This is a genomic window from Metabacillus sp. RB-C-LZQ-3-1 (assembly GCF_058315175.1).
On sequence record NZ_JBZFLI010000031.1, the window covers coordinates 1 to 26,340 of the forward strand.

Here is a 26,340-nt window from a genome sequence, read left to right on the forward strand (position 1 = left end):
GAATGGGCTTGTTTCCAACCCTTTCCTTCGTTTGATGTAACAGCTCCAAGATGTTCTAAGGCTCTAAAAGCGTTAGTGAGTTGTTTCTCTCCTGGTGATACAAACCATTTAAAGTTTGAAATGTCACCAACTGTTGCTAATAGATTTAGAATGTTAGCTGTTATATCAGTTGTTTTGATTGCTACCTCTGGGTTGCTAGGTCTAATAGTATCTTCATCACCAACAATGTAATGAACACCGGGGCAAGTACGTCCTGTACGTCCACCTTCTTGTTTTAGAGATGCCCAATCTGTTAAATTGGTTCGAATGCCAGATACTTGTTTAGTGCTCTCAACTTGTCCTACTCTTGCGTAACCAGATGAAATTACAGCTTGTACACCTTCTACAGTAAGACCAGATCGAGCAACCTCAGTACAAAGAACAATTTTTTTGCCTTTACAATTCCCTTTTATGGCTTCAGCCTTTTCTTCTTCACTTGTTTCAGCATGAAGTGAAAATGATTTTTGGCCATATTGTGAAAGTCGTCGAGTTGCTTCAGCTATTTCAGCCTTCCCAGGAAGAAAAGCTAAAATTGTTCCTTGTTCTACCTTGTTATAAGCCTCCATAATGGTTTCTACAGTATAGAGAGTCACTTGATTCTTAATTCGTTGATACGGCTGTTTACAATTGATCTTATGACCAGTAAATTTTCTTTCGACTGGATAAGAACGACCTTCAACTTGTAAGAATCCCACAGGTACATTAAAGAAACTCTTAAATCTCTTTTTGTTCTCAGTGGATAACGTAGCAGACATTAGAACAATTCTGAAGTTAGGATTGCTTTCCACAATTCTTTTCAAGTGTGACAACAGTAAGTGTTGATCCACTGCTCCCTCATGAACTTCATCAACCACAATACACTGAATACCGGATAACCAAGGATTATTTCTTAATTGTCCTAATACAGTTCCTGTAGTTTCGAAGCTCAAATGAGTTTTGAAATTTCCTTTTTTCTCACCTTTGAAGTGATAACCTACTGGAGTTCCAACCTCATAACCGATTGATTCACTAACAAATTTTGAGATACTTTCACAAAGTAAACGTCTGTTTTGAGTGACGATTACTCGTGAGTGATCTTTACCATAATGTTCAGCAATTACCGTTGGCAGTACGACAGATTTTCCACTACCTGTTTCGCCTTCTACAATGATTACTGAGTTATGCTTCATTAGTTCAATCAATTCGTCTGCCTTACGTGCAGCTGGTAAGTGATTGAGATTATCTGGAAGAAAAATTCCGTTTGTTTGATTTTGCATACTATCATTCTCCTTTTTTGTGAAAATCCAGGGAGTTCCCCTGTTTCTCTTTGTCCTCTCTTAGTAGAAAGAGCAAAGAGAAGCAGGGGACCTGCAACCTAGAACACAAAAAAGAAGAGTGGGTAATTTACCCACTCTAATTATAACATTTTTCAGTTGTTTATTGTTACGGGTTTTCAGAATTTTATCCGTTTAGATATTTATGTTTTTCGGAGAACTTTCCAACCGTTCCATATATATCTTTGCTAAATCATATGTTAAGTAAATCCTATCCTTTTGTTGATAATCCTTTTAGATATTCAAATAGAGCTTGATAAATTTTAAGAGAATACTCGTAAATTGTTGGATCATCGTCAGAAAATTCCTCATTATAATCCATTAAATTACGTTGAATAAATTCACCTTCTAATTGGCTGATGTATTTCTTCCGTAAGTCTCCAGATTTAGGATCCAAAATATCTAATACATCCTGGTAAGTAGCTTCATTTCCTTTAATGGTTTTTGCTACTGTAATAGCCATTTCCAATGTGGCTTTTTGCTTGGTTGTATGGTAGTCATGCATATTGCTATCAAAATGGTTGTAGAAAGCAAGGGTATTCCTTTCAACAATTTCGTCAATATTCTCCCCATCTAATGAAGCTATAATATTTTTTGTGGGGTCCTCTTTAGTTAGAACTTGTCCAGGTCTTAAGCTGCTGAAAAAGTCCATTAGAGTTATGATTTCCTTATCTCTTTCGCTTGGTTGTCCATTTGAATCAGGATATCCCACCATATCTTCTACTTCAGCTTTTCGAATGGCATCTTCTAAAAATAACAATTGGCTTGTAGTTAGTTTTAACATACGCTTATCTCTCTCCTTGGTAGTTAACTAATTCGTATTTATGTAATTTGTGGCTCTAACCTAGTTAACCTCGGTTAACCAAAGTGTACGGTGCACTTTTATTTCATTACCAAAAATTTATTCGAAACAATTAATTGGTCTTTCAAGCTATTTAGATCATCTAACGCCATTTCATTTAACTCGTCTCTTATGGTTAAAATTAATAGTGCAGCTACTGACGCACCACCGTATTCAACAAATTTATTTACGGCTGAAGGACACACTTTCCATATTTGAGCGATAGTTTCTTTTATAGGTAAATCTACAAATGCTTTTTGATTTTCAAAGTAAATCCAAGCAATAAGATTAGCAAAGTCCTCTTCGGAACGACAGTTGTTAAATTGATTCCAAAATTCTTCTATAAATTTAGCTTTATATTTGTTCATGTTACTCATTCCCTTCATTTTTTAATATCGAATTCTAGCCCTTTTACCAGCTAATTTCATTTTAGGTCTTCCAACAGCGTAGTAACCACCGTGTTCATGTGAGTGTTCAAGTCTTGTTGGGTACCAATGATGATAGTGTTCTTCTTCATCCTCATCATCATAGATTTCTATAGGTGAACCACTGGATAACTCATAACCATCAACAGAATATCGTTCATTTTCCTGAAGAACCATAATTCCCTCTCTTACAACGGGCTTATTAAGCGTTTCTACGGCACTTATTAAGTTGCTAACATATTTGTAGTCCAATTGATTAAATAGAAAATATAATGACCTTAAATCATCGTCAGATTCCTGGGACCAACTACCGTTTTCTTCAATTTCATTTATTAATTTAGAAAATCTTTTTAGTGAATGAGCAGCTGTAGTAAGGTACTCATTAGCGTTTAAAATATCATTCTTATATTCGCTCACAATAACATTCTCCTTCGTTTATATCTTTTATTTTTATTATGACTGTGTATAATAATATTTGCGAGATATTATTATGGATCTGAGCTAGTTAACTTACTAATTCAGTTCCTTTTTTTATGGCTCCACTAAGACCGAATCCATGATGATATGTAATTGGTTTTCCATACTTTTTCGCTAGATCCTTCACAAACCACATTGATTCGTGACTTATAGCTCCTAACATAACTACAATACAATCAGCTTTATCGACAATTTTTTGGAAAGCTGTCTTATTTTTTGAACCATTTCCCGTACCGTCATGAAATAGTACTTCAAATCCTCCTTTCTTTCCTAATTGTTTACAACTTTTCTTTTGACTACCTCCAATAATACCTATAACTTTCATGGATATTTTCTCCTTTCTTATTTTTTATTTGGACCAGGAATGAATTTATAAACTAAATAGACAATAAGAACACATTGTGCAAGAAAGAATAAATGATACATGTTATTTCACCACCTTATATTTATCTTTATAAATGTATTTTAACACAAATCTTTCTATCTAGCTATATAGAACTTCATAAAAAAAGTAATTTATTGTTACGACAAAAAGAAAAAGGTACATAACTTTGGTTTATGTACCGTTAGAGAGTGATTTACATTGAATGCTTTATTTCTTTCCGTAAGCAATTAATCGTTGATTCGATAATGGCCATTTTTTCATTTAACCAAACTACCATATTCTTCTCTTTATTGAGGTTGTAAATATTAGTTTCGGCTTCCTGGTAAATATGTTTATTCCATTGACTTAAAAGAAATAGTAAATTCTCTGCCTTCTTAAATCGCAATGCTTCAGGATCTAAAATCTTCTTATCATCTTCCGATGTTCTTGAGTTAATCCAGTTAATGAAAGGTTCTACAGCTCCCATTTCTTCTAATCGATTGATAACTTCTTTTGAATAATCCTTTTTGTCTAATATATTTACATATTCCTGTCCAAGAATTTCATATTCATATTCTAGTATTTCCGAACGCCCTTTAAATTCATAAACAAATTTTAATTGCTCATAGATTTTTAGTTTCCCTTTTGCTGTAACGACCATGCACCATTCGTAGTTATCATCTTGCGCCCCTATTAAATGAGTGTTTTTATATAAATTTAATAAAACTTGCTTAAATGCTTCTGGATTCCGATCAAATATATTTACAACGATTTTTTCCATTACATTTTGCTTCAAATCTACCAATTCCTCTCTTTTTTTAAAAGCTTGATTCCGGCCAATATAGAAGGTGTTTAAAAGAGTAAGTGTTTCTATATATATCGGCATTTATTAGTACAATTTTACTAATTATCTGGGAATTCTAAAGGTCTAGACCTAGAACTGCCCTATCTTTTTCATCTTGAGTTATTCCAATATACCTAAGTGTTACAGAAGAACTGCTATGATTAAGCATGTCTTGAATAATAGCAATATCAGTTCCAGACTTATAACTATGATAGGCCCACGTTTTCCTTAATGAATGTGTACCTAAATCTTTTAATCCTGTAGCATCTCCTACTCTTTTTATAATCTTCCAAGCCATTTGTCGTTGGATAGGCTTGTTTACACCTTTCCTGCTGACAAATACATATCTGTCTAAATCTCCATCAAAGGACTCTTGGCAATAATCTAAAATTGCTTTTTTTACCTTCTTTGTTAGGGGTAACCTGTTATGTTTGTTTGTCTTGGTGTCACGAAGTTTTATGTAATCTAGTGGTTTACCTTTTTCATCTATAATGTCTGCAAATTTTAGATCCAATAAATCACTTACTCGAAGTGCAGAGTTGATGCCTAATACAAAGAAAAGGTAATCTCTTTTATTGCTTGAAAGGTACTTCTTAATATCTTCTATCTTTTTTCTATCTCTAATAGGCTCTACAAATTCCAAATAGCTTCACCCTCTCAATGATACTTATTTATATTAAATTATAACTTAAGTATCATTCAAAAACTATTTTTCTTGTACCTATTTTTATAAATAGCCATAAACCCTTATGTATCAAGGTTTCTATCAATTTACCGAATGATACTTAATTAGATTGTGTATCATTCGTTTTTAATAAAAAAGAAGGTAAAGAAAGTGAGGGAGCACCAAATTTGCAAAAATGCAAATAAAAGTTGAGCTCAAAACCTGCACATTAATTTACCTTCTGTGTTACTATTTTTTATTCACCTTGTGTTTTCAATTAACCTTGTCTTTGTTAAATCGCCATGATCGGATTTAAATATTCTTCTCTTTCTTTTACATAACAACCTAATTGATTGTAAGTATGAAGCTTGGCTTTTCCCAGTGAAGTTACCTCACATAAAAGCTCAATAAAGCTCACAACTTGTTCGGAAGGAAGAATGTTTGGTAATACCTTTCTTTCAAGAACATTGAAAAAATCAGGAACCTCATAGTATTTTGTGTTAAAAATACTATTAATGATTGTTTTCACTGTTTCGAAAGGTAATTTTAAGACTTTTGAGGTAACGGTAAGCATTGCCTCTACATCCTTATTACATTGGACACATAAAACACCATTATAATCTTCACCAGCGCCAATAGATATTATTTGCTTTTTAGTTAATACAAAAAGTTCACCAGGACGACATTTTACTTCATCTTCATTATAAGAAAGATAAAGAGCAAAATATTCTTTTCCTTTGACCTTATTAGTACCAACTAAAGCAAATAATGTTTCATTAACAACATGCTGCGAAATCATTTTGAGTGCTTCATTTAACCAATCAGAGTGATTAGAACGAATAATCGCACTAACTTTATCACGTTTAATTAGGTTAAAATATAATCCAATTTTTTCAGGATGATCGAGGAAAAATGAGTATTCACTGCGTAAAATCATACAGCTACACCTACTCTCTCAGCCTCATACACATCTGTTTCAACATTATTACTAATACATTCAAATTGGAAAGGTAAGTCTACCCAACCCCAATCACATTCTTCTGCATTTTCTACCTCAGGAACGAGGAATATTGCAGAAGGATCGTGACATTGAATACAAAAGTCTGCTGAATCTAAATTAGTGGTAAATGGAACCACCTCTTCATTCCAGATATGTACTTCCCCAAACTGATCTTTAAACCATGTAATTCTTTTCATAACCTAGCTTCCTCCTTAGTAATTTCAATTCATTTTGTGTGTGTAAAAAACGGAAGAGACTGCTCCTCCCTTTATCCATCTCTCTAAAACAGACAAATGAATTAAGGGAAAAGCAGTCTCCTATAACACACACATTGAATTTCAATTAAACTAGGAGAAAGGCATAACGGAATGTTTTAACCGTATCTAGATACGGGTACTCCTCATTCCTAGATATGACTAACCGAACCTTGGTACGGGTACCATATCTTCACCTTGAGTGGATAAACCACTTAATCACCTAGTACAGAATTAACTGTACAAGTATATTATAGCATTTGAGAATCATAGGATTCAATAGTTCAATTCTATAAAAAATACCTACACCGTTTTTCGGTAGTAGGTATTTTTACTCGTTATTCAACTTGAACTTTATCTTTAAATCGTAGTCTTAATTTCTTTTCTGCAGAATCAAATTTAGTCACGACTCCTTGTATAATATCCCCGATTTTTAAAGTAATCGGTATATCACCAATGGTAACAATAGCATCTAGACCTGGCTCCACTTCTGCAAACACAACGTTATTAGGTGTAACATTTACAACTTCAGCTGTAACAACATCTTTTCTAGATAACTTATATAATTCCCAAGGATTTTTTAATGTGGCTACATGCGAAATTTTTACTTGCTGCTTATTTTTATTAATAGATAGAACTTTTACTTTCACTCGTTGGCCAATATGGAAAAAACGACGTAATGACTTTCTAGCAGAAGATAGAGTTGCTTCTTTTCGATTTAAACTAACGGTATAACCACCACCTATATCTACATAAACCTCATTATTTCCAACACCCTTTACAATGCTATCAATAACCATTCCTTCGTTTAATTGTTCAAAAAGCTGACTTTTTAATAATTGCAGGGCAGACTTTCTGTCTGCTATCACATAAGCCGGATTTCTTTTTACTTTTTTTATTCGAACAAAAATTTCTTGACCGACAAACTGCTTCATTTGATTTTTATATTCAAGTCCACTATCTTCAAATTGAATTATACCGTTGATTCCATCAAATTCGACTTTCCATACATAAGCAGTTTCTTCCTGTTCACTAGGTACTTGTCTTACTTGATCCACTCTCACTTTTACTATTTGACCTTGTTTCATTAATTTATATAATCTATCAAGTGTTTTCTCTTTTTTAAAATCGATCGATGTACCTTCTGGAGTTACATGATTAAGATTAACTATCTCCATAGCACTTTCCCCCGTAACGCAATAATTCTTATTATACATTAATTAAAGACCTTGAATATCTTTAACCATCCAAATAGAGAGAACCATAAGGGGATACTAAGAAATACACCGTTGATTATTCCTTTAAAAACATTACCTTCTTCGTACATATTAGATCCTCCTATTTGATGATTATTTATTACTGAACTCAAATGTTGTTTCACCCTTCGATTTATCCTTCCAAATCAAATACGCGTCGAATTTTCCATCTTTAAAGCCCTTTATCAGATTAGTTTTTCCTTTAGTAAGAAGTTTGACTACATTTGTTTTTGAAATACTTTTACCTAGAATCGTTTTAGAAATCTTAAAACTACATCCATTCTCCTTATAACCGATACATCCATAAAGTTTACCTTTATCGACAACTTCTTTGTTACACATCGGGCATTGTCCGAGGACATCTTCTTTTTTTATTTCCTCTACCAAGCTGGTAATCTGCCAATCTTTTGATTGAGCAATTGCATCTTTAACTAGCTTTTCTGCAAGTTCCTTAGACTTACTAATAAAGTTCTGTCCTGAAGCTTTGCCTTGTCCAATTTTTGATAAGTAATGTTCCCACTGTGCTGTTAATTCTACGCTAGCAAGAATTGTTCCTTCGGCAGCTTCAACAAGCATCTGTCCTTTTGGTGTAACGAAAACTTGATTCTTTTTAACTTCAATGTACTTACGATCCTTTAATGTTTGAATAATTCCCGACCTTGTTGCTTCAGTACCAATAGAAATAGATGATAGTTTTTGATCAATTTCATTTTCTAAATCTTTGTTATCAATTGTCTTGCCTGCCGTTTTCATAAGTGTAATCAGTTGTCCTTCTGTATAAGGCTTAGGTGGTTTGGTGGTTCCTTTTTTCACTTCTATATCTTTAACTATTCCGGAATCATTTTTCTTTACTAAAGGTAACTCTTTATTTTCTTCATCAGTTGCCTTTTCTTGTTCAAATAAGATTTTTCTCCATCCTTCATTGATAATTTGTCTCCCTGTTGTCTTAAATTGGTGATTACTTACTTGTGTAATTAATGTTGTTTGGTCAATAACTGCCGAATCATAATGTGCAGCTATTAAACTCCTAGCAATTAAGTCATAAATTTTGTGTTCATCATCTGATAGATTAGATATGTTAGGAACCTGGTCTGTTGGAATAATAGCGTAGTGATCGCTTACTTTATCTTCATTTACAAAACGTTTGTTTCCAGAAATATCTTTGTTAACTATAATATCCTTATAATCATCAATATTTTTAAGCTCTGATAAAATTTTAGGGAATTCCGAAGCCTCTTCCTTTGTAACATAATTAGAATCACTTCGAGGATATGAAACGAATCCTCGCTCGTATAAGGACTGAACAATCTCCAATGTTTTAGCTGGCGCCATCTTAAACTTTTCATTTGCCTTTGCTTGCAAAGTAGATAGGCTGTATAGCAATGGTGGAGCTATATTCTTTCTTTCAGTATTCATTTCGATGATAGTAGCCTTTTGATTTTTGCACTCACCAACAATAACTAAAGCGTCCTCACTATTCTCAAAACGAACATACTCTTTTTCTTTAAAGTACTTACCCGAATATTCGTCCTCTTCAATTTGAAATTGAGCAATAACCTCATAATAATCTTTAGGTTTAAATACTTCTATTTCCCTCATTCTCCTAGCAATTAGTGAAAGTAAGGGTGTTTGTACCCTGCCTGTCGAAAAAGTCTCTTTAATGCCTTTCTGACGTAATAAAATAGTGTATGCTCTGCTTGTGTTCATCCCCACTAGCCAATCACTGTAAGAACGCGCTAGTGCCTCGTGGTAAAGTGGTCTAGTTTTTTCTTCACTTACAAGATTATCAAAAGCCTTTTGTATTGAGTTTACAGTTAATGAAGAATTCCAAAGGCGTTTAATTGGTTTCTTTACACCAGCCATTTGAATAATGATTCGTGCAATATACTCTCCCTCACGGGCAGGATCTGTAGCGATAATAATTTCATTAACCTTCGGGTCGCCTAATTTTTCTTTTACAATTTTGAAGTGTGCTGCTTTGTCCTTCACAACTTCGTGTTTAAACTTTTCTGGAATCATAGGTAATGTATCAAGCTTCCAGTTCTTCCATTCTTCTTTATATTTTTCTGGAGCAGACAAACTACATAAATGACCAATTGCCCAAACTATATAGGCGCCATTGGGGAATGTCTTGCATGGTTTAACTTCTATGTATCCTTTCTTACTTTCGGAATTAAAGGGAGCTGCAAGTTTCCTTGCTTGGTCTGGTTTTTCTGCGAGGATTGCTTTCATCCTTCCTATTCCTCCTTACTTTTGATGTAATTAGCTTGAATAACTTTTATATTTCTTAATAATCGAAATGTCTTGTTATTTCCGTATTTCCATTTAAATATTCTGTTATTAACCACTTTTCATCTTTAAAAATCAAAATCCCTTGTGCTTCGGTCATTGTTTTTAATATTGCAATAAGTAGTTGAATAGAACGTTGTAAACGGAATAATAAAAAGACGTGAAAATGTTCGTTATCTTTGTTTCTGAGTCTTCCATTAACAATTAAATGAATTTCTTGACTCAATACACGAATAAAATACATATGCAATTCGTTATCAACGCATTTACGAGATAATAGCGTTATTAACTCTGATTTTAAAGAAATACTTTCATCAATTGCATTGTTAATAACAGTGATTTCATTGGCCATTTTAATCTTTACTTTTTCATTTTCCTCAATTTCATTAAGTTGTCTTTCGAAAAAAGAAAAAATTCTTTTTATTTTTTCAGTATCATCACTATTCGTTTTAGTAAAATTAGTAGAATTTCTTTTTAATAGATTAAACAAAATAATCACTCTCCTTGTTTGTGTTTAAATATAGAAAAGACTCTATCTTGATGGGTACCTTGTTCTCTAATAAACTTCCCTCCACAAGTTATAAGCGTTGTTCTTTCCTCACCATCTATTCTCATGACATCCGTAGGAACGTGATCTTTATCGTATATCTCTGTTTTTTCTAGGATGAATATTTCTTTACTACCATCGGAAAACTCAATAGTTATCTCTGAACCTAGCTTAAGTTTTTCTAAGTTCCTAAATGTACCTTGTTCACCTTTCCAACCACGGTGACCAGCCAATAATGCATTTCCTTTTTCACCAGGGATTGAACCGTATTTGTACCAAGCGATGGCTTTTGCATCATCAACGGTATCCATAGCACCATCTTCTGTAAGCCCTACTGGTGATATAGGAGCTTCAATTCCATTTATATTTATCTTTATTGGTAAGACTTCTTCCACGGGTTTATGTTTTTGAATTTTCCCTGGGTTAGACTTTTCCTTCGTTTCAATAGGGTTATTAATCTTATTATTGTTATTGATTACTTGTTCATCATTACTAGCAGATGTCATTAAAAACGTGCCAACAATACTAAGGATCATTACGATAATAAATAATTTATATGGGCTTTTCATAAACATCTCCTAATTAAAAACAGGCCCTTTTAGCCTGTTCTTTGTTGTTTCGGGTCTTTTAACATAGTTACAAATAATTCGGCTAGAAATGGATCGTACAATCTGTTTGCGCCTCTTAATATTACTTTCAGAGCTTCTGAATAAGACTTGGCATTACTGTAACTTCTGTTAGATGTCATGGCATCAAAACTGTCTACAATGCGTATCATTTTGCCATACAAAGAAATATCCTCTCCTTTAATCTCATATGGATATCCTGTTCCATCAAAATTTTCATGATGTTCTAAGATAGCTTTTTTTATTTTAGGATCAATTTCTTCTTTATCTAAGATGTCATAACCGTACAATGGATGTTTTTGAATTAATGACCATTCTTCATTAGTGAGATTTGTATTTTTATTTAATATATAGGAATCAATTTTCAATTTCCCTATATCATGCAACAATCCTATCTTTTCGAGATCAGCTACTTCTTCGGAAGACATTTTTAAATACTGTCCGAATTTACTCAGTAAGAAAGCAACACTAATTGAATGGACATAAGTATGAGAATCATGATGTTTGAGAGTATCCAGTAGTTTAAATTCCGATTTTAAGAGAGTAACTATAAGACTCCCTCCTTTCGACATTTATCTAGTAAAATTATATCACATTTCTAGCTAGATAAATTAATATTTTTTATTGTTTTATTGTTACAAAAAAGCTTCCGAAACTCTTTTGAAAGTTTCAGAAGCCTTTTAAATTATTTTTTTACAGTTTAAATTAACCAGGTATCATAAAGGAATTTTCAGATTATATTATAAAATCATTTTTAATTTGCAGAAACTGATTGGAATGAGGAGAGGATATCCCCTGTTTCTTTATTTAACACATGAACAGTACTACCTAATGAAACAATTACTTCTTTGTTTGTATTAGTTATTAAAGGCGTAGAATCTTCGTTTAAATCTTCAAGTTGTTTAGAAGTCCATAGAACTTTTCCTGAAGTAATATCCCAAGCAGTAACCTTCTGTACCTTTTGATCTACAGTAACAACAATTTCTTGTTCTTTTTCAAAAAAAGAATTTACAAAAAAACCAAACACAAATGATAAAATCATAAAACTACCAATCAATAATTTAGCTTTCACAAAACCACTCCTTAATATTTTTTGATAACAACCACACACTACTCAGATAGAAGCACTATAATTATATCTTACGTACCTAGAACAGTAAATAAAAATAAATAAACTTTTATTGTTACGAAAAAGACTTCCGAAACTCTTTTGAAAGTTTCAGAAGCCTTTTTAAATTAATGTTCTGTTATATTATTTTTTCTTCTGTATAAAACAATTGTTGTCAGGAGTGTTGCAATAACTGTAATAACTATAATTACAAACCCGTTTTCTTTATTTTCTGTTGAGCCATCACCTGTTTTTGGAACCCCAGGAGTTTGTACATTTGGTGGTGTTTCTTCATCTGGTGTCTCTTCTTCAGTGTCAGGTTTATACACTGTAATAGTTAATGTTTCATCTTGATTATTATCTTTATTTAATTCAGGTATAATATTTTCTTGGTCAGCAACAGCTTTAAGAATATATTCACCTTCCTCTGCAAAAGATAACGGAACAACTACTTCTTTTTCCTCCCCAACTTTAAACCCTTTAGTAATGACAACTTCTTTTAGCAATTCCCATCCTTCTTCATTAAGCTCAGCAGCATGAGCTACCGATGGCATTATAAAGGATGAAATCCAAGAAAGCAGTGAAGAATCATTTTTAGCCTCTTCCTTCTTCTTCACATAGATACTTAACTTAAAGTCGTCTTCAACATCTCTCTCACCGATATTTTTTAATGTAACATAAGCATTAAAGTCTTCATTTATCTGTACTTTTTCTTTTGCCTTGATTTTCGGTGTTAAGTCGGGTTTTGATTTAACAATCAATTCTGCTGAATCCATCATTTCGTTATACTTGGCAGATACTTTAACTTTTCCCTGAAGCTTTCCGGCACTTAAACCATTATTATCAATTGTCGCAATCGAAGAATCTGAAATAGTCCATACAGAGCGAGTTGTTACATCTTCTTGACTTCCATCACTATACGTTGCAATTGCTTTATATTGTTGTTTTTCCCCAACAAATATAGTTGCTGTATTTGGTAAAACTTCTAACTTTTCAAGAGTAACAGGAAGGTCTAGAACATTTAAATTCGCACTGTCTGACATTCCTTCAAATGTTGCTGTGATTAAAGTTAATCCAGAATTTAACCCTTTTGCAGAACCTTTGTTTATCTCAGCAATTTCTGCATCTTGAGCTTTCCAAGAAGATTCTTCTGTAACTTCTTTTTTAGTACCATCACTATAAACAGCTGTAGCTTTGTATTGTTGTGTTTCTCCCACATAAATTGTAGATGTTTTTGGCGTTACTTCTAACCCAATTAATTCTACTGGGGCAGGTGTAACATCTTCAACAATCAAGCTAGCGTTATCTGATTGGCCATTATAAGAGGCTGTTACAGTGGTTGTCCCTTCAACCTTTCCTGTAGCAACACCCACTTCATTTATAGAAGCTATTTCTTCTTCAGATACCGACCAAACGGATTCCATTGTTACATTCATTGTACTTCCATCACTATATATGGCAGTCGCTATATATTGTTGAGTTTCATCGACATTTATTGTAGCTGTTTCCGGTGTTACTTCTATTCTTTCTAAAGTAACAACAGGTGGTGGATCATTTACAATAAGTTCAGCATTATCTGATAATCCTTCAAATGTTGCAGTAATCCCAGTTGCTCCTGCCTGTTTTCCCGTAGCCACTCCATTTCCATCTATTTGAGCAATATTTGTATCATTAACAATCCATACTGATTCACTCGTTACATCTTTTGTGCTGCCATCTGAGTAATAAGCTGTAGCTTTATAATCTTGTGTCTCTCCCACTAAAATTGTAGCAGTCTTTGGAGTTACCTCTAGACCAGTAAGTATTACTGGAAGTGGCTGTACAATTAATTCTGCATTGTCAGATAAACCTCCATATTCTGCCGTGACAAGCGTAGTACCTTGTTGATTACCTGTAGCCAAGCCATTTTGATCTATGTCTGCAATTGCTCCATCTGTAACACTCCAGGTAGATTCGTTAGTAACATCTTTTTGGCTACCATCTGAATAATGTGCAGTTGCTATGTAGCTTTGACTATCTCCTACATAAATTGTTGCTGTTGCAGGAGTTACCTCTAGACTTACTAAGGATGGCGGAAGTGCCTCTACAATCAATTCTGCCGTATCGGAAAGTCCTTCGAACGTTGCCGTTACATCAGTTCTTCCAGCTATTTTACCAGTTGTTAATCCTTGTTGGTCAATATCGACTATTGATGGATCGCTTAAACTCCATGTTGCCTCGTTAGTAACATCCTTCGTACTTCCATCAGAATATTGAGCAGTAGCTACATATTGCTGTGTTTCACCTTCCTGAATTGTTGCCGTTATAGGAGTAACTTCTAGACTCTCTACTGTAGGACCCGCAACAATTACGTCAATCTGATAAGAAGTGTATTCAGAATTAATGCCAAAAGCATGTGCTGTTATAGTAGTTTGACCATTACTTACTCCTGTAATGTTCCCTTGATTGTCTACCGTAGCAATATTGGAATCAGCCGAAGAAAAAATTGTATTGGCATTAAAATATTCCATTATTGATGGAGTGAAAGTGAGGTTTTCAGTGAAATCACTTCCGTTATTTGTTAGATAGTGTTTAAAAGGTTTAACCGTATCGTTCACATTTAAATTAATGGAACTTACCCAAATCGAGTTATTAGTGTCATAAACTCCGTATTTCTTTTGGTTATTGATAGTTTTCGTTCCTGGAAGTGCATCTAAGGCATCCTTATTAGGCCCTGCAAAAACATTCATATAGTTACCATTTAAGGTGAAAACCATTAAACTAGGTAAGTTGTTTAATACGGTTATATCTGTTACTAGCGTATTTGCCATATTTAAATTCCATAAATTCGCAAATCCATTTACTGGTGATATATCTTGAACTAGGGTTTGAGAAAGCTCTAAATCTTCCATGTTAGGAAAATTTGAAACTAAACTTATATCTTGGATTTTATTCGAAGATATATTAAGTTGAGTAAGATTTACGAGATTTGCTAAAGGAGTTATATCCGTAATTTGATTACTTTTTAACTCTAAAATACTTAAATTAGTTAAGTTTTGAATTGGAGATAGATTACTAATTTGGTTGATTGATAAATCTAATTGAGTTAAATTGGTTAAATTTTGTAAAGGTGTTATATCCGAAACACTATTAGAACTCAAACTAAGTGCATTTAAATTAGTAAAATTAGCTATTGTTGATATATCTGAAATTTGATTTCCCCAAGCCCATAACGTTTCTAAATTCGTGAAGTTACTTAAAGGACTAAGATCAGAAATATTATTTCTTACAATTTCTAAAGTTTTAAGTTCTGTTATAGTACTTAATGGTGTTAAGTCAGAAATATTATTAAAATTTAAATTTAGTATTTGAAGTCCTGTACCAGCAAAAATATCCATTCCACTCAAATCAGATATATCCTTACTATCTATTCTAAGTTCGTAGCTCCCACTATCAATCTTATTTTGAATATCAGATTTATAAATCGGATCTGTTTCAGGAATACCTACCCATGCATGAATAGCAGATTTTAAATTGGGATCGGTAAAGTTAGCCAACGGATCAGCAGCCTTAACAGTGGTTCCAAATGGTAGAAAAGTAGAAAATACTAACGTAATAATTAGCGCGACAGACAAAAATTTTCGCCTAAATAACATTAAATCACACTCCTATGTATTATTTTTTCAAAGAACGTATCTCCAAAATTTATTATATCCTACTTACCTAGCACAGTAAATAAAAATATATTGTATTTTATTGTTACGATAAAAATAAAAAAACAGCAATCCGAAAAGGACTACTGTTTTTATCTTCTTCTATTTTTTTAAATCCTCAATTACTTTTAATAATAAATCAATTACTTCCTCTTTTGTATATTCCTCTGTATCGATTACTTGTTGAGCTACCACTTTAAAAAAATCTTCTCTATTTTCTTTATTCAGATTAACTACATGTGTCATTAACATGCGAGTTAATTCATTGTTTGGTATTTCTCCTACCTTTGATATTAATCGTAAGGGTACTTTATTACCGTATATCTCATCCAATTCCATTACAAGGTGCTTTGGACGTCCGGCTGGACGTGACAGAGCTATATTTCCATACTGTTCTTTAGCAGCCTTTATTCTTAAAGAAACATAAGATCTACTCACACCTAAAACATCGGCAACTTCCTTGTGCCTTGTATAACCTTCTTGTTGCATAATTTGTAAGATATAAAGCCCTTCTTGTCCAGGTGTTAGGTTATAGTTATGCTTAACTTCCTGAATTAATGTTTCTGTATCCATCTCTAGTATTTCTTCTAAGATTCTAGCTCCATCCATTTTATACTCTCTACCTCTCTAAATTACATAACTATTTCGAGTCAGTTAACTCTAAAAGAATATCATCGAAATTATCATCTTCATCTACAAGTTCATCATCAATATCTATGGTTTTACTTTCAATTTTAGTATCTTTATCCGTATTTGTATTAACATCATCATTATTAATCGGAGTGTTTTCAGTATTATTCCTTTTCCCTCGTTTTCTCCGACGTTTCTTTTTTGGTTTAAGCTCTACAACATTAGGATCTTCATTATTAGAGTTATTAGTGTGTTCAACTGTGTCTTCTGGTTCTCCCTCTTCAATATTTGATGAATGTGTGTTATTTTCCTGCTTTATTTCGCTATTTTGTGAATTTTCTTCCAAATTATTTTCGATTTCAGTATCTTCACTATCGTTTAATTCTTTCATTTCTTTGAAAACTGTTCTTGGTAATGGTGTTACTAGTCCAATTTGTTCAGGTTGTATACGGTTATGAACGACTAATAAAAGTAATACTTCAGCAGGTTCGAATGTATCTGTTTGGAATCCTGGTAGATTAAATATTTGTGAAGGTGTCATTTTAAATCTTAACTGCTCCGAATTAGATACATTCACTTGTAACGGATTTAAAACAGCAGAGCTAGTTGATTGTACCTTCTGGTATTCCTCACCTATACGTTCAGCAAACATTTCGCAGTCTTTTATATTTGTACCACCAAACACAACCTTTTGTCGAGCATTGTCGAAAATCGTCATTTCTAAACGTTCACTAACATTTTTTAATTGAGATAAACCTTGGTGCATAATGTGCATCATAAGCTTTGCTTTACGTGCCATTTCAAATATTTCAGCGAATGGTTCACTCACATAGTTTTGTACCTCATCAATATAGATCGCCATAGGAGGTAATTTATCTCGTTCCGTATCTTCAAGTTCTGTTCTAGCAAAAACTTCGGATTGTAGCATTGTTATAACTAAACGTCCTAGAACGAATCCTAGTTGCTTCAATTTTCCGTAAGCTGTTGTAACCAGTAAGACGTCTCCGTTATTAAATACATCCCGCAACTGTACAGTACTTTTACCGCAAATAACTTTCCTCATGTATTTATTAGTAGTTAATTCTTTCAGATAATCAAAAAGACCATTATAGTTTTGAATTGCATTGTTAAACATTTTTAGATCAGAAAATTCTAAAGCGTAATCCTCTAAGTCCTTTCGAATTCTGCTATCTTCTATTTGATTAGCGTACTTTTTTCGTAAGTCTCCAGCTGTAGGCCTTAATATATCTAATAAATCATCGTAGGTAGCTTCATCTTCTTTAATGACTTTAGCTACTTTAATAGCCATTCTAAGAGCATTTTTTTGTTTATTTTTATAGAACTCATTTGCATTGTTACCAAGATACCCAACAAATGCTGAAGCGTTTATTTCAGCGATTTCATCAATATCATCTCCATCTAACGGATTAATGATCTCTGTATTTTCGTCTGTTGGGTCGACAAAATAATATTTTCTGCCAGTATTCTTAGCAACGGCACGTAAACTTCTCACAAAGTCTTTAGTAGGTTCAAGAGCTACTAACCCATAATTTTTATTAAGAATATCTTGTGTGGCTAAATTTAATCCTAAGATACTTTTACCGGTACCAGTTGGTCCGATAATCTGCATATGTTGATATCGGGATACTTCTGGTAAAACAATAGGTGTTTTCTTGGGATTTTTTTGTGTAGGCTTAGATAAAGCTACTTGGAAATCTGGTATTTTTTCTTCCTGAGAAGAAGACGTTACATCATTAGATTTATCATTATTTTTAGTTGTAGACTCTACTGCTTTTTTCATTGCGCGTTCTAATCTTGCTAGTGTACCAACACCCTGATCACCCATAACAAGTTTATATGTAACAAATCCAATAAATCCTAAATAAACAAGCATAGAAGAAAATAAAGTGAAACTTGGTTGCTGAAAATAAAGGAATTTAAATAATAAATGAACAATTGCACTTGATGTAGTTAGTCCTGTTATGAACAAGACAATTACTGATCCCCATTCTTTTGTGAATTTGTATTTTTTGAGGATAGGTGCATTTGCGATTTTCGGACCAGTAAAGAAAGAAAATAAACCAAATACGGCTAAAAAGAGCCAACCTTCCCTTTTATATTCATATACTCCAATTAAAACACTAGGTGTTGCTAATAAAAAGAGTGTGCTTAGCGATAGAAATATAAGGGCTTGAACATTCCAAATAGTTTGCTCATTTTTTTGGTCTTCAGTATATTCTTTCGATTTAAATATTACTTTTCTGACTAACCAGGCAATTGCACCAAATACCATTTTTAAAATTAATCCGATAAACCTCATAAGTCCACCGAATACCATTGCAGCTCCCATTCCACCGATTAGTTTTGATAAGAGTAAAAATAAGATAAGAAACGTTACAGGTATTGCTCCTAAAATAAGTAACCATTTAAGTCCAATTTCGAATCCTAGTATTTCCATGTTTCTTCCTCCCTATCATTTTTTAATATAGCTAGGTAAAAAAACTTTTTTAAGTCTTTTAATGTTACGTGATTTATATAAAAAAATAGGGAATGTTTTTCCCCTATTTTTCTATTATTCTATTGGTTTCTTTTAAAAAGGTAATTCTTCATCCTCTAAATCTAATGCTAAAACATTACTTTTTTTACGTCGAGTAAATTGGGGTAATGGTTTATGATCTTCTTCAAGCCAATTATAAAAACCTGTTGATTCACGCTTCATTTGATTACGTTTTTCTTCTTCTTTTTTCTTTTGTTCTTGATGTTTCTTTTTGGCTTTTTCTTGATGATAAGCTCTCGAATCATCATTCTTACCTTCTCGATTAAGCTTCAAGCCATTAACAATATATAAAGCTAAATCTCCTATTTTTCGACCTTTCCTATCCTTAAGATTGTTTCGTTCAATTTCAATACGTTTTGAACGATATTCAGTTGGAGAAAAATATTTTAATCCTCTTTGATGCATATAGCAAACAATTCGATTTTTAAATTCATCTTCGAAATTAAGTTCATTAAATACTTCCTGCATTTGTGGAACAATAAAACGATAAGCATTTTTTATTTCAGATTCTGAAAACTGAAGTTTATATTCAGCTTTTTTTAGGTCTCCTTCTTCTTCTAATAAATTATTATCTATGTTAGTAATCTTTGTTTTGTAATCTTTGTTAGTAGTCTCTGTTAAATATAGATTGGCTGATTCGACCGATCCTATAGAATGGTCGATTTCACCGTTCCTTTGGATTGGTTGATTCAACCGTTCCTTTGGATTGGTCGATTCAACCAATCCCATGTCCCCGTTGGGATTGGTCGATTCAACCGTTCCCGAATTTGCTTCTTCAAATTGACCTTCTAGATATTTTTCGAACTCATCATCTTCATTAGTTTCATCTATTTGAATTAGAGATTGTTCGTATTCCAATAAGGCTTTAATTCTATTTAAAAATTCCTCAATATTCAATCGAATACAAGTAGCTGTTTTTGTATGACCAAACACCGCAGGTTTAAATACTTTTTTTATTACAAGATTTTCTTCTTCAAGTCTTTTAATAGAAGTTTTGTAATTGGCCTCAGAAATACGAATTTCTTCCCACCATTCAGATCTTTCTTTTACTATCCAGTGATGCCCGAATCTTTTCTCTCGCAATTTTGATTTATTATTTTTATTCGGCAGATACCAGTAAATAATTTGAGATAGCAGGAGTCCACTAATCACATCACCATTTACAATATTTCCATGCTTGTCTTTTTTAACTCCAATACCTGCATCTCGTCTTCCGATAATATCTACATACATTTTTTTGAAATCAATTGTATCCTGGGTAGCTTTTTCCCATGTAAGAAACTGTTTCCAACTATCGATTGGCATAAAAAATACCTCCTTCATTTTTTTAGAAAGAGGTCTAAGTACATAAACTAATCCTTATTTTCCTTTAATAAATTAATAGTACGATAATCTTTTAACGGATATAAAAACACTCTACAAAACTCTTGAAACAATAGAGATATTTTTATATACTTTAATTAACATTATTTAAGGAAATTAGTATTAGTACTTAGGGGTTCCGATGTTGGCGCATCGGGCCTCTTTCTTTTTTGTCCTTTTTGTTGAATTATGTAATTTATTATCTATCATTGTATTACTATTTTTCCATTCCTTCAATATTTCACCGTAACATTTTTTCTCCATTTATTTCGATTTTACTTTTAAAAAAAACCTTTCTAGGAAGTTTTTCTTCTTTTTTGATTCTTGCTCTTGCTTTGACTCTATCAATAACCTTTTCGTTTCTTGTACTTCTCTCATGGCTTTCATTAGTGCTTGATCACGATTCGAAATATTTTTAAATTCTTCTTCATGCTGATTCAAACGTTCTACCAGCTGCTTTATTACCTGTTCTTGATTTTCCATTTTTATTTTAAGATCATCATATCGGTTATCGTGTTGCGTTTCTTTGGGTATATCAGGAACCAATTCACTTTGTATCGGCTCCTTCTTAAACTTTACTGCTACTATCTCTGACGCTTTTTCAACTGACATTTTAGTTTTCTCACGAAGATCCTTTAAATATCGTAAAACCATAGCGTCCTGGTCAACAAAAGTTCTTGCACCACTTTCCCCTTTAATGAAGCTATATCCACTTCTTTCTAATGCTTGTGCATATTTACGAACTGTTGGTTCGGCTATATCGACCATTACCGCGATATCTTTTGTACTATAAGCTTTCTCAATAGTTCCAGTATCGTTTGACATATCGTATCACCCCTTTATTACCTTTTCTTTAAAGTTCGATATAGAAACTAGTAATCCTTTTCATTTCAAGGGATTTTGGTAATATGATAGTGAAAATGATGTGACAGTAATCGACTTATAAAAAAAAGCCCTTACGGACTCTCTTTAGCATAAAAGGTTTACCATCTATTAAGCATTGATGAAAATAGGTTTACCTAGTATTACGTTTATAGTTTCTTATCTTAAGAAATATCATTTAAAATTTCATTAAACAAAGGAAAATTGTTCTATAATACTATTTATTACACGTAATTTTCTATAATGTAATACATTACTTACCTAACTGATCTAACTGAGCGTGAATATCTGGCATGTTAGTTAACATATCAATAGTACTTCTTGTTGATTGAAACATACTTATTAGCTCTTCAATTCCAATAGTTGCTTCAACAAATACAATAACTACTACCAATGAAAGCATTAGTCCCATTAATTGCCCAAATAACGCGCCAATGAATTTACTTACCATAATCTATCACCTTATCCTTTCGTAACAATTTATTGTTTTTTATTGTTATGAGTTATGTGAAAAAATTCAGGGAAAGTAACTTCCCTGTCTTATCCGAATTCTGAAACAATCGAATCAAGTTCATCTTGTGAAATCTCTTCATCTTCTATATCGCTTGCTTCAGTAGTAGAGCCAACAAAAACTTTTCCTTCGTTTATTTTTTTTAGGATTTCATCTATTTTATGCTCTACTCGTTGGAATTCATTTGATTCTTTGGTACTTGCGTGTGTTTGATTGAATATTGCTGTCATAATCGCATGAACAAGATTTCTTTTTTCTATGTTGTCATTAATAAATTGTAACATCTTTGCAGATACCGGAATTACTTCTCCAGTATCCACATGATTGAATTTTTCAGGAATAGTAAAACTTGTTGTGTCACCTATTCCTTTTCCTTTGTTTTTAGATGTTGCCATTGACATCACTCTTTCGCTGAACTAACCGTTTGCTTTTTTGATTTCATGGTTGCTTGAGCAAGAATCCATAAACCTGTTAGATTTAATCTCTCAACATTTTCAACATCTAATTCAAGTTTTAAAGGTTTTTGTCTCTCATGATTCACTTCTTTGATAACTTGTTTTGCAACTAAAACAGGTCCACCGATTGGGTAAATTCTCTTAACTCCTTGAAGCAAATTATTTTTTCTACTAGCATCAATTAAATTAAGGAATTTCTCAGCCATTACTCTAAAGTGAGGTTTAATATATTTAGAAACATTTACATCTTCTTGATCTACTGTTATAACCCATTCAGAAGGTCCCTTTATTAACATTTGTTCTAAACTATGTCTAGACTTAAATATGTAACCAGTATTATCAGCTATATCAACAATAATCTTATCTAAGAACTCATTGATACCAAATGTTTCACCTTTAATGCTACTATCATCTATTAGTTTTCCGTTTTTAAAACCTGCTGGATCGTAGCTGTCACCACCTAAATCTGCAATAAGGATTGTTTCCTTTAACAGACTTTCGTCTTTTACTTTAAGAGTATCCAAGTCTCTTGTTAGTGCTAAAAACGCTAAATTTCCTTCAATTCCAACAACACTATCCTTAATATTTATTTTCACTTCAATATCAGGGCTGTTAGGAACATATTTGAAAACAACAGTGTGATGGCCAGTAATTTTCTTTTTAAGGTCTTCTCTGTTCTTTTTGACTTGTCTGGTAGGTAATGCTGTTGCTACTAGATCGAAGTCGATATCAATAGTGTTCTGACCTGGAGTTTCTTTAGTGAAATGATAGGCTAGCAAACTAAGTAAAAGTACCATCGTTCTATCTTCAGAAGTTTTCTGATTGTTACTTGAAGTTGGTAACTGGTTTGTTTTTGTTGAAGCAGAGATCCCCACAAAATATTTTGCTTTGTTTCTAGTTAGTGAGGCTGAATCTACTTCTACTACCATATTTTCAAATAGTTCTAGTTGAGACTCATCATAATAACTTACTTCCTCTTCACATGGAGCAATTACATTAGGCATAGTGTACTCTCTCCCATTAATAATTGCTTGAAAAATAGCATTCCCTAAATCTACAGCTGCTACATTTTGCATTAATAACACTCCTTATTCAATGTAATTTCAATGAAATATTTACCTCTTGACTAAATACTAACACTATTATTCTAGTAAATCAAGCGTTTTTTCAATGAAATAAAACCCTTTATTTATAATGGTTTTAAGTGCTTTTATGATATTTTTCATTGAAATAAAAATATAAATATAAATTTCAATGAATATATCATTGAAGATAATAGAAGAAGAAAATTGCTAGAAATATCTTCTTCAAGTTAGAAGAAGGAACTTTTTTGTGATGAAAATACAATTATTTCTGTTAGGCTGTTGCCTTAAACACAGAAATAAAAAAACACTCGTTCGCTCAAATCGCTCAATGTTCCCGTACGCTTACGCTGGGAACATAAAAAGAATGAACGATCTATGATCGTTACACCCTCGCTTAAAAATCCACGCTTTTGCGTGAAGAGATTCTTTCGAATCTCGTTGCTCAGGTGTTTAAAAGATTGTATAAGCGTCCCGAAAATGGTACGCTTATCCTATAAAAAATAACGTAATTTTTTCTGAATCACATCTATAGGATGTGTTCATCAAAAATTAGGCGTTGGTTTTCAACCTAACGCCTTATAATGTAATTATTGTTCGCCTCTCAACTTTGTGAGTGGTTCACCAATAATTACAGAGCGCCTCGCATCAGCCTCGTGTATTTTCTCCTGGAAAATACCGAGGTGCGTTGCCTACAAAATCGCTGTTACCAGCGAACCGCAGCAAGCTGCTTTTTGTGGCAACCTGATGCTCGGCGCTCCCCTCAACCCCTTGCGAACCCTTCGGGCCACCCCAGTGTTTTAGGTCACTTTGTTCCCCAAAACCTCTTGGGGTTTTCGCTAGATCATCCTAATCTCCGATTGGATGATCTCTGTGAGTGCATGGCACTCACATCATTTCACCCGGTCTTCGACCTTTCTGGTGAAATGATAAAACCTAAAACCTTCTGTGCTACCGCACAGCTATTTCTAAAGGGATTAAAATCCCTTCAGAAATAGAAAGGCTTGTTCGCTATGCTCACATTGTTCCTAATCGTCTTTGAAACGATTGGAACAATAAAAGCCTTTGAGCTACGCTCAAGTATTTTCGCCGGTCTACGACCTTAAATCGAAAATACAAAAACATTGAGTGCTTATAGCACTCAATGTTTCTCCATTTTTATGGAGAAACATAAAAACCTTGTGGGCTTTGCCCACCGTATTTTCTCTTAGGTCTTCGACCCTTTAAGAGAAAATACAAAAAAACCATTTTGAGCTAGCGCTCAATTATTTTTGCTCGGTCTACGACCTTTTTAGCAAAAATAAGTACCCCGATATATATTGCGATATACCAGCTGTATTTTTTAGATGTGAGGTGTTAGGAAGTGGCTAGAGGAAGAAAGTCTACAAAAATAAAGGCCATTAAAATGACAGAAAGAGATGCTTTGAAATGTTTATGGAGAACCGGAGTCGCAACGAAGGAACAGTTAGAAGAGCATTTTGGTTTATATGGTAGTAGATTACAAAAATTTGAGAACAGTGGTTATGTAACGATAAATAAAGATATTGTTCGATTAAATGTTGAAGGGGAAAAATATTGCGAGAAAGAACTAGGGATGAAATATAAATACAGACCTGATTCTAACCATTTAGCTCATGATCTCAAACTGACGCATGGTTACTTGAGTTTACCAACTTCGGTTCGTGAAACGTGGAAAACTGAATCAGAGATTTTTGTAAGTGTAAAAAATAGGGTAGATTTCGAAAAGTTCAAATCAGATATAGTAGAAAAACATGGACAATATAAAGCTACTCCTGACGCTGCTATTGTCGACCCAAGAACAGGGGAGTATGTTGGGTTCGAATGTGTTACAAGAAATTATAGTGAATCCGATATTCAGCAGAAAACAGCTTTTTGTAATCATTATTTTTCTGGAATACATAGGTTCTAATAGGAGTTGATTATTATGAATGTATTGGAAACTATAAGGCTTTTTCATAATGAAGATAAAAGAGAAGTTCTTGAAATTCCAATCAATCTATTTGATGTATCTGTTTATGCCGTTATTGAGAAAGATTATAAGAGATTTTTGGAGACTCAAATTAAGTACTTTCCTTATATGTTAAAAAGTCAATGGAGAACATTACTTGGAAAATCCAGGGGAGCTGGGCATAACGCTACTAAACAATTAATTGATATGAAAGTTCTTGGAGAAGCTCGATATAAAGGTTGTCATTATACTTATCCATTAACCAGGGCTATGAAGTGGTATTCTAAAGATAAATTAGCTAAACCTATGGACTCTAAAGTAAAAAGGAGTTCTGATGTACCTTTACTAGATAGCTTTATGAGAGCAGAGTATTTTTTACAACAAGGGAATCCTCTTATACTAGATCCTGTACCAATTTTCCAATTGCAATTAAAAAGAATGGATGTTTTACCAAAAATATTACCAGGAGCTTTCAATAACTTATACAGAGATTGGCATACCAAAAAAGTTTTCAAAAAAAGTCCTTTAAAAATCACAAACAATAATGGAGAAATAAAGATTGAACAGAACGAAACTTGCTATCAATTTATCGCGATTTGTCTTAAAAGTTTAATAGAACGTAGATGTTATTTTAGACGTATTTCTCTTACCAAAAACGGCATTCATGTGAAACTTGCAGTGACACACTTTGGAGACAGTAGCACTAATCGTTTTGTAGAAATTATTAAAGATATGAATGACATATGTGATTGTTTTGAGAAAAGTTCCTTTTCATTGACTATCCTTTGTGAAAACGAGGACCAATCTCAGAATATCGGCAGTGCTTTAAGGCGCGTTTTAATAAATCGTCAAAAGGAACAGAAAAAGTTAGGAAAACCTACTGATTCAATAGATATTAATTCTATTAGTGTTTATAACACTAAATTAGAACGTTATTTTGTTGAAGGGGACGCAGATGAGTTGTATAAAGACGATTTAAGTGAGTTGGAAAAAATACTTTCTGAATTTAAAGGATTTCTAGAAGATGAAGAATAATCTACTAAAAAGCAACCGATATAGAGTGAATCGACACTTGATATACTTTTAAATAGCCAATACGATAAGCGATATAGGAGATTAGAAAGGAACAAAATTAAATAGAAGGGGGAATTTT

25 protein-coding genes are annotated in these 26,340 nt (G+C 33.0%); 2 read left to right on the forward strand and 23 right to left on the reverse strand.

Features of this window, described 5'->3' with window-relative positions; genetic code table 11:
* The 23 genes from AC4GZ8_RS24965 to AC4GZ8_RS25075 form a co-directional block, all read right to left on the reverse strand.
* Positions 1 to 1,295, reverse strand: a 1,295-nt coding sequence (locus tag AC4GZ8_RS24965; protein ID WP_491084592.1) for a DEAD/DEAH box helicase, incomplete at its 3' end; no start/stop codon positions are given.
* Between the two features lie 268 nt (positions 1,296 to 1,563).
* The gene (locus tag AC4GZ8_RS24970; protein WP_491084593.1) at positions 1,564 to 2,136 is read right to left on the reverse strand and encodes a hypothetical protein; all 573 of its coding nucleotides are present in this window, start codon (positions 2,134 to 2,136) and stop codon (positions 1,564 to 1,566) included.
* 98 nt (positions 2,137 to 2,234) lie between these two features.
* Positions 2,235 to 2,561 carry a hypothetical protein gene (locus AC4GZ8_RS24975; RefSeq protein ID WP_491084594.1) on the reverse strand — a complete coding sequence of 109 codons (327 nt, stop codon included), beginning with the start codon at positions 2,559 to 2,561 and terminating at the stop codon, positions 2,235 to 2,237.
* A gap of 21 nt (positions 2,562 to 2,582) precedes the next feature.
* A complete protein-coding gene (locus AC4GZ8_RS24980; protein WP_491084595.1) occupies positions 2,583 to 3,035 on the reverse strand; it encodes a DUF5348 domain-containing protein in 453 nt (150 codons plus the stop codon).
* Positions 3,036 to 3,123: 88 nt separating this feature from the next.
* Positions 3,124 to 3,420, reverse strand: a complete 297-nt coding sequence (locus tag AC4GZ8_RS24985; protein WP_491084596.1) for a DUF2325 domain-containing protein — start codon at positions 3,418 to 3,420, stop codon at positions 3,124 to 3,126.
* Between the two features lie 253 nt (positions 3,421 to 3,673).
* Positions 3,674 to 4,240, reverse strand: coding sequence for a hypothetical protein (locus AC4GZ8_RS24990; RefSeq protein WP_491084597.1), 567 nt, complete (start codon positions 4,238 to 4,240; stop codon positions 3,674 to 3,676).
* Between the two features lie 139 nt (positions 4,241 to 4,379).
* A complete protein-coding gene (locus AC4GZ8_RS24995; protein WP_491084598.1) occupies positions 4,380 to 4,946 on the reverse strand; it encodes a site-specific integrase in 567 nt (188 codons plus the stop codon).
* Between the two features lie 313 nt (positions 4,947 to 5,259).
* Positions 5,260 to 5,904, reverse strand: coding sequence for a hypothetical protein (locus tag AC4GZ8_RS25000; RefSeq protein ID WP_491084599.1), 645 nt, complete (start codon positions 5,902 to 5,904; stop codon positions 5,260 to 5,262).
* Positions 5,901 to 6,164, reverse strand: coding sequence for a hypothetical protein (locus tag AC4GZ8_RS25005; protein WP_491084600.1), 264 nt, complete (start codon positions 6,162 to 6,164; stop codon positions 5,901 to 5,903). Before AC4GZ8_RS25005 ends, AC4GZ8_RS25000 begins: the two co-directional genes overlap by 4 nt.
* A 395-nt stretch (positions 6,165 to 6,559) precedes the next feature.
* Entirely contained in the window at positions 6,560 to 7,399 is an 840-nt protein-coding gene (locus tag AC4GZ8_RS25010) for a S1 RNA-binding domain-containing protein (protein WP_491084601.1), read from the reverse strand.
* 171 nt (positions 7,400 to 7,570) lie between these two features.
* Positions 7,571 to 9,709: a type IA DNA topoisomerase gene (locus tag AC4GZ8_RS25015; protein ID WP_491084602.1), complete on the reverse strand. Its 2,139-nt coding sequence runs from the start codon at positions 9,707 to 9,709 to the stop codon at positions 7,571 to 7,573.
* 55 nt (positions 9,710 to 9,764) lie between these two features.
* On the reverse strand, positions 9,765 to 10,256 hold the full coding sequence (locus AC4GZ8_RS25020) for a hypothetical protein (protein WP_491084603.1): 492 nt from the start codon (positions 10,254 to 10,256) through the stop codon (positions 9,765 to 9,767).
* A gap of 5 nt (positions 10,257 to 10,261) precedes the next feature.
* Positions 10,262 to 10,882: a class F sortase gene (locus AC4GZ8_RS25025; protein ID WP_491084604.1), complete on the reverse strand. Its 621-nt coding sequence runs from the start codon at positions 10,880 to 10,882 to the stop codon at positions 10,262 to 10,264.
* A gap of 29 nt (positions 10,883 to 10,911) precedes the next feature.
* Positions 10,912 to 11,511, reverse strand: a complete 600-nt coding sequence (locus tag AC4GZ8_RS25030; RefSeq protein ID WP_491084605.1) for an HD-GYP domain-containing protein — start codon at positions 11,509 to 11,511, stop codon at positions 10,912 to 10,914.
* A gap of 182 nt (positions 11,512 to 11,693) precedes the next feature.
* Positions 11,694 to 12,011 (reverse strand): hypothetical protein, encoded by a 318-nt coding sequence (locus tag AC4GZ8_RS25035; protein ID WP_491084606.1) that lies wholly within the window; start codon positions 12,009 to 12,011, stop codon positions 11,694 to 11,696.
* Positions 12,012 to 12,175: 164 nt separating this feature from the next.
* The gene (locus AC4GZ8_RS25040; RefSeq protein WP_491084607.1) at positions 12,176 to 15,661 is read right to left on the reverse strand and encodes an Ig-like domain-containing protein; all 3,486 of its coding nucleotides are present in this window, start codon (positions 15,659 to 15,661) and stop codon (positions 12,176 to 12,178) included.
* Positions 15,662 to 15,841: 180 nt separating this feature from the next.
* Positions 15,842 to 16,348, reverse strand: coding sequence for a hypothetical protein (locus AC4GZ8_RS25045; protein ID WP_491084608.1), 507 nt, complete (start codon positions 16,346 to 16,348; stop codon positions 15,842 to 15,844).
* 31 nt (positions 16,349 to 16,379) lie between these two features.
* A complete protein-coding gene (locus tag AC4GZ8_RS25050; protein ID WP_491084609.1) occupies positions 16,380 to 18,827 on the reverse strand; it encodes a type IV secretory system conjugative DNA transfer family protein in 2,448 nt (815 codons plus the stop codon).
* Between the two features lie 132 nt (positions 18,828 to 18,959).
* Positions 18,960 to 20,231: a hypothetical protein gene (locus tag AC4GZ8_RS25055; protein ID WP_491084610.1), complete on the reverse strand. Its 1,272-nt coding sequence runs from the start codon at positions 20,229 to 20,231 to the stop codon at positions 18,960 to 18,962.
* Between the two features lie 321 nt (positions 20,232 to 20,552).
* Positions 20,553 to 21,113: a DUF3967 domain-containing protein gene (locus AC4GZ8_RS25060; RefSeq protein WP_491084611.1), complete on the reverse strand. Its 561-nt coding sequence runs from the start codon at positions 21,111 to 21,113 to the stop codon at positions 20,553 to 20,555.
* Positions 21,114 to 21,423: 310 nt separating this feature from the next.
* The gene (locus AC4GZ8_RS25065) at positions 21,424 to 21,621 is read right to left on the reverse strand and encodes a hypothetical protein (protein WP_491084612.1); all 198 of its coding nucleotides are present in this window, start codon (positions 21,619 to 21,621) and stop codon (positions 21,424 to 21,426) included.
* A gap of 89 nt (positions 21,622 to 21,710) precedes the next feature.
* A complete protein-coding gene (locus AC4GZ8_RS25070; RefSeq protein WP_491084613.1) occupies positions 21,711 to 22,076 on the reverse strand; it encodes a hypothetical protein in 366 nt (121 codons plus the stop codon).
* Positions 22,077 to 22,081: 5 nt separating this feature from the next.
* A complete protein-coding gene (locus AC4GZ8_RS25075; RefSeq protein ID WP_491084614.1) occupies positions 22,082 to 23,212 on the reverse strand; it encodes a ParM/StbA family protein in 1,131 nt (376 codons plus the stop codon).
* Between the two features lie 1,369 nt (positions 23,213 to 24,581).
* On the opposite strand from AC4GZ8_RS25075, the gene AC4GZ8_RS25080 reads away from it, so the two are divergent.
* Positions 24,582 to 25,148: a hypothetical protein gene (locus tag AC4GZ8_RS25080; RefSeq protein WP_491084615.1), complete on the forward strand. Its 567-nt coding sequence runs from the start codon at positions 24,582 to 24,584 to the stop codon at positions 25,146 to 25,148.
* 15 nt (positions 25,149 to 25,163) lie between these two features.
* Positions 25,164 to 26,222, forward strand: coding sequence for a hypothetical protein (locus AC4GZ8_RS25085; RefSeq protein ID WP_491084616.1), 1,059 nt, complete (start codon positions 25,164 to 25,166; stop codon positions 26,220 to 26,222).
* The last annotated feature ends 118 nt before the right edge of the window (positions 26,223 to 26,340 follow it).